Source organism: Flaviramulus basaltis (genome assembly GCF_900114265.1).
Lineage (GTDB): Bacteria > Bacteroidota > Bacteroidia > Flavobacteriales > Flavobacteriaceae > Flaviramulus > Flaviramulus basaltis.
The window spans coordinates 979703-993906 of the sequence record NZ_FPKV01000001.1 but is presented as its reverse complement, the minus strand read 5'-3'; the positions used below and the strand labels follow the sequence as shown (position 1 = coordinate 993906).

Genomic DNA, 14204 nt, shown 5'->3' with positions numbered 1-14204 from the left:
ACGATAAATATGATTAACAAACGCCTTCTTATTAAACATCTTTTGGCTCATAATGATGAGAATAGTTTTTACGACAAAAAACGCAAAATAGATATTAGCCATAAGGAAGGTAAAGCTAAGTTTTTAAAACATATTTGTGCACTTTCAAACAGTAACCCAAAAAACAACTCGTTTATTGTTATTGGTGTTGAAGATGAAGACAATAATATTGTTGGAGTAGATTTTTTTGATGACAGCAAAATACAAAACCTCATCAATGCTTACCTAACGAGTCCACCTATTGTTCAATATGAAAATATTCCGTTTCCACATTTGCCAGATGATAAGGTTGTTGGTTTAGTAACAATAAGACCAACTGGTAAGCTCACTTCTCTTAGAAAAAATATATGGAAATATTATGGTGGCTCCGTCTTTTTTAGAGACGGAAGCATGAGTATGCCCAAAGTTTTTGATATTGAAATAAAAGATGTGAACTCTAAAATTGTGGAGGCCATTGAGAATAATGCTCAAAATAATATAGAGCATACCTTGAATGGTGTTTTCGATTTCATGAATCATCGTAAAGATTACAATGCAAAATATAAAGTTTTTAAAGAATATTTTGTGCTGTGTTGGGCAGGACAAAAAAAAGTTGTTAAAAATGAAGTGTTCTTTTCTAGAGTGGATATCGAGTTAATCAACGAACGTGTTCGTTTGTTTTTTTCAGCTTTAGACGAAGTTGCTATTTCATTTGATGAGGATAGTTTTAAAATTATAGAGTATGTAAGTCTTGGTCTTCAAGATTCTCACAAATATTATCAATTAGAAGAAACACTAATTAAGTTTGAAAATAATGCCAGTTATAATATTGAAACCAAACTTTTGTTTGAGCCTCCACAATATGATAAAAAAATATTATTTCATATATATAACACCAATAACGCTATTTTAGAGAAACTTAAAAAAGGTATAAACCTTACAGAAAGAGAAGAAGCAGACTTAAGAAACTTACCTGCAACCTACTTAATTTGCTACCTCAATTTATTTCATGAAGCTGTTAATAAGCTTCATGAAGCAAAACCATACTTAAAAGCTCACAGCAATGAATTATTTAATCTTCACAAAGAAACTCTAAGAATTTTAAGAAAAGTAAAATATAGCTAAAATTTTAAGAAAAATAAAAAACCGCTAAGCTTAACTTTTATTTAATAAAAAAACACTTTTAATTTCACTATAAATTTGCATATTTGCCTTGCTATTAATCTTTTGAAAAAACCTTGCACTCCAAATCAAATTGAAAAAGAGTCAGGGTTTTTTTGTTCTTATAAATCAAACTTTATACCTTGTGCTAAAGGCAATTCAGTTGTATAATTAATAGTGTTTGTTTGTCTGCGCATATATACTTTCCAAGCATCAGAACCCGATTCGCGTCCGCCACCAGTTTCTTTTTCACCACCAAAAGCTCCACCAATTTCGGCTCCAGATGTTCCTATATTTACGTTTGCAATTCCGCAATCTGAACCTTGTACAGATAAGAAACGTTCAGCCTCGCGTAAATTATTAGTCATTATTGCAGATGATAATCCTTGCGCAACTTCATTTTGAATATCAATAGCATTTTCAACATCTCCAGAATATTTTAATAAATATAAAACTGGTGCAAATGTTTCGTGTTGTACAATTTTATAATGCGGCTGTGCTTCTGCAATTGCCGGTTTTACGTAACAACCACTTTCGTAACCTTCACCAGAAAGAACACCGCCTTCAACCACAATATTTCCACCTTCCTCAACAACTTTTTCTAAAGCATTTTGATACATTTTAACTGCATCTGTATCAATTAATGGTCCAACATGTTTGTTTTCATCTAAAGGATTTCCAATACGCAATTGTTTGTAAGCATCAACTACTGCATTTTTCACTTTATCATAAATAGACTCATGAATAATTAAACGACGTGTTGATGTACAACGTTGTCCGGCAGTTCCAACAGCTCCAAAAACAGCTCCAATAATCGTCATTTTTATATCAGCATCTGGCGTTACAATAATGGCATTATTTCCTCCTAATTCTAATAAACTCTTTCCTAAACGACCTGCAACTTCTTGCGCTACAATTTTACCCATTCTGGTAGAACCTGTAGCCGAAATTAAAGGTACACGTTTATCTTTGGTCATCATTTCTCCAACTTTATAATTACCATTAATTAAACAAGAAATTCCTTCTGGTAAATTATTTGCTTTAAAAACCTCAGCAGCGATATTTTGACAAGCGATTCCACACATTGGTGTTTTTTCGCTTGGTTTCCAAACGCAAACATCCCCACAAATCCAAGCTAAAGCTGTATTCCATGCCCAAACTGCTACAGGGAAATTAAATGCCGAAATAATTCCAACAACGCCAAGTGAATGATATTGCTCGTACATGCGATGTCCAGGTCGCTCACTATGCATGGTTAAACCATGTAATTGACGAGAAAGTCCAACTGCAAAATCGCAGATGTCTATCATTTCCTGTACTTCTCCTAAACCTTCTTGATAAGATTTTCCCATTTCATAAGAAACCAGTTTTCCTAAAGCTTCTTTTTTCTCACGTAATTTATCACCAAACTGACGTACAATTTCACCACGTTGTGGCGCTGGCATTGTTCTCCAAGTTTTAAAAGCTGAAGTTGCCGCATCCATTACTTTATCATAATCAGCTTTAGTAGTTGCTTTTACTTTAGCTATCAATTGTCCATCAACAGGAGAATAAGATTCAATAATATCTCCATTAGAAAAGTTATTTGAACCCATTGAAGTACCTTCATTTATATCTTTTATACCCAAAATATTTAGGGCTTTATCTATACCAAAATCATTTGCTATCGCTTCCATTGTTATTGATTTATTAATTATGATGAATTTATTTGCGAATATACCAATTAAAAGTCGATTTTATTAAAGTTTAGTAATGATAAAACTGTTAACTTTAATGCGCTAATTAATTTTGTTTTTTATGAAAAATTTCACCTTAATACTCGTTGGTTTGTTGCTGTTTACTAGCTGTAAAAAAAATGATAAACTCCTTGACTCAGATATTAAAGAAGAAAGAATATATAAATCTGAAGAGGTTAAAAAGACGGAAGAGGCTATTAAAAATAAAACAACAATTGATGGTGATTCTCAAAATTTATTTTCTATAGTTATTCATGGTGGTGCAGGTTATATAAACAGAGAAACTATGTCGCCAGAAAAAGAAGTTGAATACACTCAAAAACTTGAAGAAGCTATTAAAACTGGGTACACTATTTTAAAAAATGGTGGAACCAGTTTAGATGCTGTTCAAAAAACTATTAATGTATTAGAAGATTCTCCATTATTCAATGCGGGCAAAGGTGCTGTTTTTACTCATGAAGGTAGAAATGAGCACGACACTTCAATTATGGACGGAAAAACATTAAATGTTGGAGCTTCAACTGGAACAAGAATTGTAAAAAACCCAATAAATTTAGCGCGAGCAGTTATGGATAAATCCCCTCATGTGATGCTTTCTGGAAGAGGCGCCGAAACTTTTGCAAAAGAACAAGGTTTAGAAATTGTAGATCCAAGCTACTTCTCAACAGAAAGTAAAAAGAAAACGTTAGAGCAAGTTAAAAACCCTAAAGACAATAAGGTTTCAGTTTTTTATAATGAGGATATTAAAAATTCAAAATTTGGTACTGTTGGCTGTGCAGCTCTAGATAAACACGGTAATCTAGCAGCCGGAACTTCAACTGGAGGTATGACCAATAAACGTTGGGGACGCATTGGAGATTCACCTATAATTGGAGCCGGTACTTATGCAAACAATAATACGTGCGCGGTGTCTAGCACTGGTTGGGGAGAATATTTTATAAGAGGCATGGTGGCTTATGATATTTCGGCGCTAATGGAATACAAAGGGTTAACCCTAAAAGAAGCATCAAAAGAAGTAATTCAAAATAAATTACCTAAAATTGGTGATGGCAAAGGTAATGGCGGCATTATAGCTATTGATAAAAAAGGCAATATGGTGATGGAATTTAATACTCCAGGAATGTTTAGAGCGACTATGAATGCACAAGGAGAGTTGAATGTTGGGATGTTTAAAGAACTATAAACACTCTAAGTAAAACATCTCAATAAACAAATAGCTTATTAAGACAAACTCTTATTAATTGCTTTATTTAAGATTACTTGAACAGAAACAAAACAATATTTAGAAGCCTAAAAGCACAACTATTTTTTAAAAAATAGTTGTGTATAATAGAACAAATCATCATCATTTTTTATGGCACTTATTCCAATAAATGCAAAGTCTGCCTCTATATTTTTAAGGTGAACAGGACTATTTAACCAAGCCTCCATAACTTCTTCAGCTGTTTTATATTTAAATGCCACATTTTCGCCAACTTTAATAGCTTTTTCCTCATCAATTAATCTTCTTCCTCTTAAGTCAAAATTATCATGACTCATCTTATTCTGTTCAATCATATACAACGTGTGCTCTTCAGCTAATTGAGTTGCTAAAACACTTTTACTTAATGCTGGACTTCCTATGCTTGCTCTATGCACATTAACTAATTCAAGTATTTCATTGGTTATAGATAGTGATTCTTGTTTTTCAATATCTTCTACAGATTCATCTTTGGAACATGAAATAGTGGATAATAATACTGTAAGAAACAGTATTACAAACGGTTTTCTAAAATAAAAGGTTTTCATAAGTGTTTTGATTTAGGGTTTTCAAATATATATTTATTATTGATTTATAGTTACTTAGATGCTGTAATTCTAATATTTATTAAAAAAAAGAGTATTACATCGGTTTTTTTTATGATTTTTAAATGAAAATTATATTTATAACAGAAATCTTAAGACTTTTTTAACGTTTTTAGAAAACCTAACCTTTTAATATTAAACGTAAGTCTATTAACAAGAAACAACACACACTTTCTTTTACAAAGACAATTTTCAATTTAATTCATCAACATTATGTCTCTAAAAAAACTTCTCGTTTTCGCATTTATTCTTACACTAGCTACTTCATGTAAAAAAAAAGATATTGAAACCGACAACCTTTTTAAGTTTAGAGATTATATAAGTTACACAACTTCTGGTAATGTTTCTGTTGTAGACCCTATCGTTGTAAGTTTATCAAACGATGTTGAAGGTTGGGAACTTAATCAAGAAATTACAAACAATATTTTAAGCATAAAACCTCACGTTTCTGGGAAGCTTTTGGTAAGTAATGCTCATGCCTTAAATTTTATTCCAGACGAACCTTTGGAAGCTGATACCGAATATACGGTTGTTGTAAAACTAGGTGATATTTATACCAATTTACCTTCGGAATTTAAAAACTACACTTTTCAATTTAAAACCATTAAGCCCAACTTTAATATTGTTACCAACAACTTGCAGTCATATAGCAAAGAATGGCAATATTTGGAAGGTATTTTAAAATCGGCCGATGTTATTTCGCTAGACAATGCAAAACAATTGATTGAAGCTTCGCAGAAAGGCAAAAAATTAAGCTTGCAATGGAATGAATCTTTTAAAAACTCAAGAGTTTTCGAATTCAAAATCGATAGTATTAATCGTTTTGTTGAAGACAGCAATATACTTGTAAAATGGAACGGAAAGTCTATAAAAGCAGACAACTCTGGAGAAAATACAGTTGTAATTCCTGGAAAAAATAATTTCACCATTACAAAAATTGATGTTGTTCAAACACCTGAACAATACTTATCTATCAACTTTTCCGATCCTTTAAAAAAACAACAGAATTTTGATGGTTTGGTTACCATTCAAAATGTAAAAAGTCCAAAATATGTAGTTAATGGAAATGTGTTAAAAGTATATCCAGACACAAAATTAATTGGTAATATTTTGGTTGATGTTTTTCAAGGCATAAAGAACACTGAAGACTATAAACTTAAAAAACCATTTTCTGAAACAATTTCGTTTGAAGAATTAAAACCACAAGTTCGTTTAATTAGTAACGGAACTATTTTACCAAATTCCCAAGATTTAAATTTCAACTTCGAATCTGTTAATTTAAAAGCTGTTGATGTTCGTGTGATTAAAATTTTTGAAGATAATATTCTTCAATTTTTACAAGACAATAATCTAAACAGTAATAACGAAAATGCTATAAAACGTGTTGGCCGTCGTGTTGCAAAACAAACTATTACACTAATTGATAATGCAGTTGAAAACACTGGAAAATGGAAAGCTTATAGCATCGATTTATCCAAATATTTTAAAGCTGATCCTGGAGCTATTTACAGAATAGAATTAAGCTTTAAAAAAGACTACTCACTTTATAATTGTGAGGTCAATCAAAACATTACAAACTCTGAAGATAATGACGATTATTACGAAGATGAATATTACGAAGACGATTATTACCAAGAAAACTACACAGAAAGCAATACTGAAGATGAAGATTTACGCGAAGAGGAATACTGGGATAATTTAACCTACAGATATAGAAATTACAGTTACAATTGGCGAGAACGCGATAACCCTTGCCATGAAGCCTATTACAATGAAGACCGAATTGTGTCACAAAACTTGTTAGCTTCAAACTTGGGCGTTATTGCAAAACAAAGTGCAAATAACTCTTATTATTTTGCTGTCACAGATATACTAACCACAAACCCTGAGGCAAATGCTTCTGTTAAATTATTCAATTTTCAGCAGCAAGAAACCAATTCTGCTGTCACAAATGCAGATGGTTTAATAACAATAGATGCCGATAAACAAGCTGCTTTCGCTATTGTTTCTAAAGGAAATAATACGAGTTATATTAAGTTACTTGACGGAAATTCTTTGTCTCTAAGTAAATTCGATGTGTCTGGAAACCGTTTACAACGCGGACTTAAAGGCTACATTTATGGTGAGCGTGGTGTTTGGCGACCAGGAGATTCCTTGCATTTAACGTTTATGCTTAATGACAATGAAAATAAACTACCCAAAAATCATCCTGTAAAACTGGAAATTACAGATCCAAACGGAAAATTAGTCTACAAAAAAGTAACGTCAGACAACATTAATAACTTTTTTAAATTCACTGTTCCAACGTCTACCGAGGACAAAACAGGAAACTACAATGCTAAAGTTTCGGTTGGTGGTGCAACGTTTTATAAAGGCTTAAAAATTGAAACGGTTAAACCAAATCGATTAAAAATTAAAGTTGATTTTGAAAATGAAGTTTTAACAAACACGGAACCTATAAAAGGAACTTTAGATGTAAAATGGCTTCATGGTGCGCCAGCAAAAAACTTAAAAGCAGAAATTAAAGCCAAATTCAGCACCTCTTACACAAGCTTCAAAAACTATAAAGATTATCAATTTAACGATCCTTCACGACAATTTAATACAGAAGAAATTAATGTTTTTGAAGGTAAGGTAAACGAAGAAGGTTTTGCTAAAATTAATAATAAACTGGAAGTTGGTAAAAACGCTCCAGGCATGTTAAATGTTCAATTTTTGGTTCGTGCTTTCGAAAATGGAGGGGATTTCTCGATGGACGCCTTCACAAAAACCTACGCACCATATTCCTCTTTTGTTGGAATGCATTCTCCAAAAGGCAATGCGTATGGTTCTTTTTTCACTGATGAAAATCAGAAATTTGATGTCGTTGTAGTTGATGCTAACGGAAAACCTATCAAAAGAAATGATTTAGAAGTAAAAATTTATAAAATTGAATGGCGTTGGTGGTGGAATTCGTCTTACGACGATTTAGCAACCTATGCATCAAGTAGCTATCACAGACCTTTTAAAGGTTTAAAAGTGAACACAGATGCTAACGGAAAAACATCATTCAACCTAAATATTCCAGATGAAGAACGTGGTCGTTTTTTAATACGAATTTCCGATCCTGTAAGTGGTCATGCCACTGGAAGAACAGCTTATTTTTATAAAAATTGGTATATGCCTTCTGGCGATAAGGAAGCTGCTAAAATATTAGCTTTTTCAGCAGATAAAGAACACTATAATGTTGGTGAAACTGCCAAAATCACATTTCCTTCAGGAAGCGAAGGACGTGCTTTAGTAAGCATAGAAAATGGCGTAGAAGTTTTAGATTATAAATGGGTAAAAACCAACAAAGGGGAAACGACAATAAACATTCCTGTAACACCAGAAATGGCTCCAAATGTGTTTATAAATATTTCATTATTGCAACCTCATGCTATTACAGCAAACGATTTACCAATTCGTTTATATGGTATTATTCCTTTATTGGTTGAAGACCCAAATACCAAATTAGAACCGCAAATAAGCATGCCAAATGTATTACGCCCAGAACAGGAATTTGAAGTATTTGTGTCTGAAAAAAACAAAAAACCAATGACTTACACCATTGCGATGGTTGAAGAAGGTTTACTAGATTTAACACGTTTTAAAACACCAAATGCTTGGGACGAATTCTATAAACGTGAAGCTTTAGGTGTAAAAACTTGGGATATTTTTGATGATGTTATTGGCGCTTATTCTGGAAGTATCGATCAGGTATTTGCTATTGGTGGAGATGGAAATGCAGCTGCTGGAAAAAACAAAAAAGCAAATCGTTTTAAACCTGTGGTTACCTATTTAGGACCTTTTACATTGGGTGCTGGAGATAAAAAATCACATAAAATTAAAATGCCAAATTATATTGGAGCAGTTCGCACTATGGTTGTTGCTGGAAACAATACAAATGAAGCTTATGGTAGCACAGACAAATCTGTTGAAGTTAAAAAGCCTTTAATGGTCTTAGCAACGCTTCCGCGGAAGTTAAGTCCTGGTGAAAAAGTAACACTTCCAGTAACTGTTTTTGCTATGAAACCTAATGTAAAAAACGTGAATATTAGTTTAAAACTAAGCAACGGAATCAAAATAATTGGCGACCAAACTAAAGCATTATCATTTGCAAAACCAGATGAACAAATGGCTTATTTTGAATTAGATGTTAGCAAAACAAAAGGCATCAATACCATTGAAGTTATTGCATCTGGAAATGGTGAAAAATCGACATACAAAGTCGAGTTGGATGTAATGAATCCTAATCCAATTACTTCAAAAGCTTTAGATAAAACTTTAGAAGCCAATGCAACTGAATCTCTAGATTTTTCAACTTTTGGTGTTGTTGGTACAAACTCGGCAACTTTAGAGTTTTCAACGATGCCTCCAATGGATTTTTCGCGTCGTTTACAATATTTAATTCAATATCCTCATGGTTGTTTAGAACAAACTACATCTTGCGTATTTCCACAGTTATATTTAAATGATATTTTCGATTTAACCTTTGATAAAAAACAGGAAATTCAGAAAAACATAGAAAATGGTATCAAACGTTTAGGCCATTTTCAAAGGCCAAATGGAGGAATGAGTTATTGGATTGGCGAAAACACAGCCAACGATTGGTCTACAAGTTATGCTGGACATTTTATGATTGAAGCCGAGAAAAAAGGATTTGTTTTGCCACTTTCATTTAAAAGTAATTGGATTCAATACCAAAAACAAGCGGCTCGCGATTGGCAACCAAGTTATAAAACTTATAATTCTGATTTAGCACAAGCCTACAGATTATACACTTTAGCGCTTGCAGGAAGTCCAGATTTAGCCGCCATGAACAGATTGCGAGAATTCACCGAAATTTCCAACGAAGCAAAATGGCGTTTAGCGGCTGCTTATGCCTTAGCAGGACAAAAAGAAGCAAGCGATAATATTTCAAAATCTGCAAACATAAATTTCACACATCCAAAATATAATTATTACACCTATGGTTCGGTTAATAGAAATCGCGCTATGGCTTTAGAAACTATGGTGCTAACTAAAGATAATCGTGTTAGAGAATTAGCACAAACTATTGCTAAAGATCTATCAAGCAACAATTGGATGAGCACACAAACAACGGCTTATAGTTTGCTAGCAATAGCTAAAATGGTAGAAGCCAATGGAGGAAAAGCGGTAAAACTGAATTACACATTTAACGGTAAAACGGAAACTATCGATACAAAAAGTGCCATTGCTCAACGCGATTTAAAAGTTGTGGATGGAAACAATACACTTAGCTTTAAAAATAATCAAGATAATGTAGTTTATGTACGTGTGTTAAATTCTGGAAAATTGCCTTTAGGTGAAGAATTAACTGAGCAACGTGGTTTAAGCGTTTCTGTAGTTTATAAAGATTTAAAAGGAAACACAATGGATGTTTCCAAGCTTCAACAAGGTCAAGATTTTGTGGCAACAGTTAAGATAAGTAATCTTAAAAATGTAAATGTGAACGACTTAGCTTTAACGCAAATTTTTCCTTCTGGCTGGGAAATTGTAAACACACGTTTTACCGATTTTGGAGATACCACGACAAGTCAGGCGCGATTTACAGATATTAGAGACGATAGAGTCAATTTTTATTTCGATCTGCCTCAAAAAGGAAAATATGACACCAAAACATTTAACGTCATACTAAATGCTTCGTATCTTGGAACGTATTATTTACCAGGAATTCAAGCCGAAGCTATGTACGATAATGAATTTTTAGTACACACAAAAGGACGTTGGATTGAAGTAACTAAATAATGAAAGCAAAAGAAATATTAAAACACACCAAACACAGATCATTTAAGGTTCCAAAACGTTCTTGGAAATTTTACCAAGAATGGAATAAAGCTATCTTTTTGCATTGGGAAGTAAACCAAGAATTAATAAAACCTTTGCTTCCAAAAGGCATTGAATTAGATATTATTAACAACAAAACTTGGGTGAGTTTAGTGGCTTTCGATATGAATAATATTGGTATGCGAAGTCTGCCCAAAATGCCACATATTTCAGACTTTTATGAAATAAATATTCGCGTTTATACTATCTGCAAAGGCAAACCAAGTGTCTATTTCTTAAATATGGAAGGTAGCAAACGCTCGTCTTGTAGTGTTTTAAAAATGATTTCTAAGTTTCCATATCAATATTCTAAAATGAAACGCACTAGTTTTAGTTATGAGTCTGAAAATGAAATACAAAATAATTCATTTTACACTGAATACAGATTAGATCATAATGTGATTAATAAAGATGAAACCGACATTTGGCTAACCGAACGCTACGCCGTTTTTCAAGATTACAAAAACAAAGTTATTGAATACGATGTGCATCATGCTGAATGGCCAATTGAATCTATCGATATTAAAAAATTGGAGCTAAATTACCCTAAATTTAATCATCTTATAAATAACAAGCCAGATAGAATTCATTATTCAAAAGGTGTTAAAGTATTAACTTGGGATAAAAAGAAACATAAAATATGAAAGATTTTAAACCCTATTATGCCGTTATTTTCACTTCAACACAAAAAGAAAATATAGAAGGCTATTCAGAAATGGCAAAACAAATGGATGAACTTGTTAAACAACAATATGGTTTTTTAGGAATGGATAGCGTTAGAGAAGATGTTGGAATAACAGTTAGCTATTGGGAAAATTTAGATGCTATAAAAAACTGGAAACAACAAAGCGAACATCTAGTTGCACAACAAAAAGGTAGAACAGATTGGTACAATTGGTATAACGTAAGAATTTGCAAAGTAGAACGCGAGTATGAGTTTAATTCGTGAACAAAATTATAACCTACATAAAATCCCATAAAATAAAATCTGCAATCGTTATTTTACTTTTGATTGCATATTATTTCTTTTTACCAAAACAACTTTTTAAAGATCCAACAGCAACTGTTATCACAAGTTCAAATAATGAACTTTTAGGAGCTCAAATCGCAAAAGATGGACAATGGCGATTTCCACAAAATAACAACATTCCAGAGAAATTTAAAATCTGTATTATTCAGTTTGAAGATGAATATTTTTATAAACATCCTGGTTTTAATCCTGTTTCCATATTTAAAGCGTTACGAGATAATTTAAAATCGAACTCCGTAAAACGTGGAGGAAGCACTTTAACACAGCAAGTGATTCGCTTGTCTAGAAAAGGAAAACCTAGAACGTATTTTGAAAAAATTAAAGAAATTATTCTTGCTACCCGATTGGAATTAAGAACTTCCAAAGGCAAAATATTATCTTACTATAGCAGCAATGCCCCTTTTGGCGGAAATGTAGTTGGATTAGACGCTGCATCTTGGCGTTACTTTAATAGAAATCCCACCGAATTATCTTGGGCAGAAAGTGCCACATTAGCAGTTTTGCCTAATGCGCCAAGCCTCATTTATCCAGGAAAAAATCAAGAACGCTTATTAGTAAAACGTAACAGATTACTAAATAAACTTTTAGAAAATGAAATAATTGACTCACTTACATACCAGTTGTCAATTGCAGAAGGCTTACCACAAAAACCTTATGCTTTACCACAAATTGCGCCTCATTTATTGCAAAAAGTATCGCAAACATATTCCGGAAAACGCATTCAAACAACTATTAAAAAAAGACTTCAAGAACAAACAAATACCATTGTTAAAAACCATTACAACCTTTTAAAACAAAATGAAATTTATAACATTTCGGTTTTAATTTTAGATGTTAATACACGTCAAGTTTTAACCTACGTTGGAAATTCACCAACAGATAAAACACATCAAAAAGATGTAGATGTTATAGACAAACCCAGAAGCACAGGAAGCATTTTAAAACCTTTTTTATATGCTGCCATGTTAGATTCTGGCGATATTTTACCAAACACTTTAGTTGCAGATGTACCAACGCAATTTGGAAACTATAATCCAGAAAACTATAATAAAGAATATGATGGTGCTGTTCCTGCAAGTCGGGCTTTATCACGTTCATTAAATGTTCCTGCCGTTAGGATGTTACAAGAATTTGGCTTGGATAAATTTCATCATTATTTAAAAGCATTACAGCTTAAAGATTTAAAATATAATGCCAATCATTATGGTTTATCGCTTGTTTTGGGTGGCGCAGAAAGTAACCTTTGGGATTTATGTAAAAGCTATGCGGCATTGTCTTCAACCTTAAATCATTTTTCTGAATCGTCTAGTGAATATTTTAAAAATGAGTTTTGCGAACCCACTTTTCTAGCTTCAGAAAACATAGATTTTGGAAAGAAAACCTCAGAAAAAACACTATTTGATGCCGCTTCTATTTACTTAACTTATGAAAGCTTAAAAAAAGTAAACAGACCAGAAGGTGACGACAATTGGGAGTTTTTTAATGATTCCAAACAAATTGCATGGAAAACAGGAACCAGTTTTGGTTTTCGTGATGCTTGGGCTATTGGGACAACCAAAGATTATGTAGTTGGTGTTTGGGTTGGAAATGCCGATGGTGAAGGACGACCAGGTTTAGTTGGTATACAAGCTGCTGCTCCAATATTGTTTGATCTTTTTGATTTACTCCCAAATAGTGACTGGTTTGCAAAACCCTTTGATGAAATGCAAGAGGTAGAAATCTGCTTAAAAAGTGGTTACAGAGCTTCTCAAAATTGTGAAGAAAAACAATCTGAGTTTGTTCAATTAAGTGGATTAAAAACCAAACCTTGTCCATATCATGTGTTAGTTCATTTAGATAAAACAGAACACTTTCAAGTCAATTCTTCTTGTGAAGATATTAATAACATCACACATAAATCTTGGTTTGTGTTACCTTCTTTAATGGAACATTATTACAAAACTAAAAATCCTTTTTATAAACCTTTACCAAGGTTTAGGTTAGATTGTATAGGTGAAAATACAACCTCAATGCAATTTATTTACCCTAAAGCATCAAACACTATTTTTTTGCCTAAAGATTTTGATGGGAATACAAACGAACTCATTTTAAAAATCGCACATTCTAAACCAGAATCTACTGTATTTTGGTATTTAGATGACACTTATATTGGAATTACAAAAGACATTCACGACTTCGCCATCATTCCAAAAATAGGCGAGCACACAATTACTGTTGTTGATGAATTCGGGAATGAAACTTCACAAAAAATAATCATCTCTAAGTAGTTTATTTCAACCCATAAATATCTCTTTTTTACAGAAAAACAATTCATCGTTAGTAGAATACTCTTTCGTCTAAACTTGCTACAACCCTAGTCGAATATAGTAATATAAATAAAGAAGCTCCATTTACTTTTGGTTTAAACAAATTCAAATTTGTTATAAATAATCACTGTAAAATGGAAAACAAATACACTAAAAGCTTAATTAATATCTGTCTTTTACTATTTATTTTTTTTAGCTGTACAGATTACATGCAATCACAAGTTACTATCGCCAAAAACG

Annotated in this window: 8 protein-coding genes; 6 read left to right on the top strand and 2 right to left on the bottom strand. The window is 32.4% G+C overall.

Annotated elements, in window-relative coordinates:
* Positions 1–9 precede the first annotated feature (9 nt).
* A complete protein-coding gene (locus BT151_RS04535) occupies positions 10–1143 on the top strand; it encodes an ATP-binding protein (RefSeq protein WP_072400560.1) in 1134 nt (377 codons plus the stop codon).
* Between the two features lie 158 nt (positions 1144–1301).
* On the opposite strand, the gene amaB is transcribed toward BT151_RS04535, so the two are convergent.
* Entirely contained in the window at positions 1302–2855 is a 1554-nt protein-coding gene (gene amaB, locus BT151_RS04530) for an L-piperidine-6-carboxylate dehydrogenase (protein WP_072400559.1), read from the bottom strand.
* A 121-nt stretch (positions 2856–2976) separates the two neighbouring features.
* Between amaB and BT151_RS04525 the strand changes: the two genes are divergently transcribed.
* Positions 2977–4098 carry an isoaspartyl peptidase/L-asparaginase family protein gene (locus BT151_RS04525; RefSeq protein ID WP_072400558.1) on the top strand — a complete coding sequence of 374 codons (1122 nt, stop codon included), beginning with the start codon at positions 2977–2979 and terminating at the stop codon, positions 4096–4098.
* A gap of 119 nt (positions 4099–4217) precedes the next feature.
* Here the strand turns inward: BT151_RS04525 and BT151_RS04520 are convergent, their stop codons facing one another.
* On the bottom strand, positions 4218–4703 hold the full coding sequence (locus BT151_RS04520; RefSeq protein WP_072400557.1) for a CAP domain-containing protein: 486 nt from the start codon (positions 4701–4703) through the stop codon (positions 4218–4220).
* A gap of 270 nt (positions 4704–4973) precedes the next feature.
* Between BT151_RS04520 and BT151_RS04515 the strand changes: the two genes are divergently transcribed.
* Genes BT151_RS04515 through pbpC form a run of 4 tightly spaced genes read left to right on the top strand, consistent with a single transcriptional unit; the run spans position 4974 to position 13925 of the window.
* A complete protein-coding gene (locus BT151_RS04515; protein WP_072400556.1) occupies positions 4974–10550 on the top strand; it encodes an Ig-like domain-containing alpha-2-macroglobulin family protein in 5577 nt (1858 codons plus the stop codon).
* Entirely contained in the window at positions 10550–11272 is a 723-nt protein-coding gene (locus tag BT151_RS04510) for a YqjF family protein (RefSeq protein ID WP_084647857.1), read from the top strand. The genes BT151_RS04515 and BT151_RS04510 overlap by 1 nt, the downstream gene beginning before the upstream one ends.
* A complete protein-coding gene (locus BT151_RS04505; protein WP_072400554.1) occupies positions 11269–11577 on the top strand; it encodes an antibiotic biosynthesis monooxygenase family protein in 309 nt (102 codons plus the stop codon). The genes BT151_RS04510 and BT151_RS04505 overlap by 4 nt, the downstream gene beginning before the upstream one ends.
* Complete coding sequence (gene pbpC / locus BT151_RS04500) at positions 11574–13925, top strand: penicillin-binding protein 1C (protein ID WP_072400553.1); 2352 nt, start codon at positions 11574–11576, stop codon at positions 13923–13925. Before BT151_RS04505 ends, pbpC begins: the two co-directional genes overlap by 4 nt.
* Positions 13926–14204 lie beyond the last annotated feature (279 nt).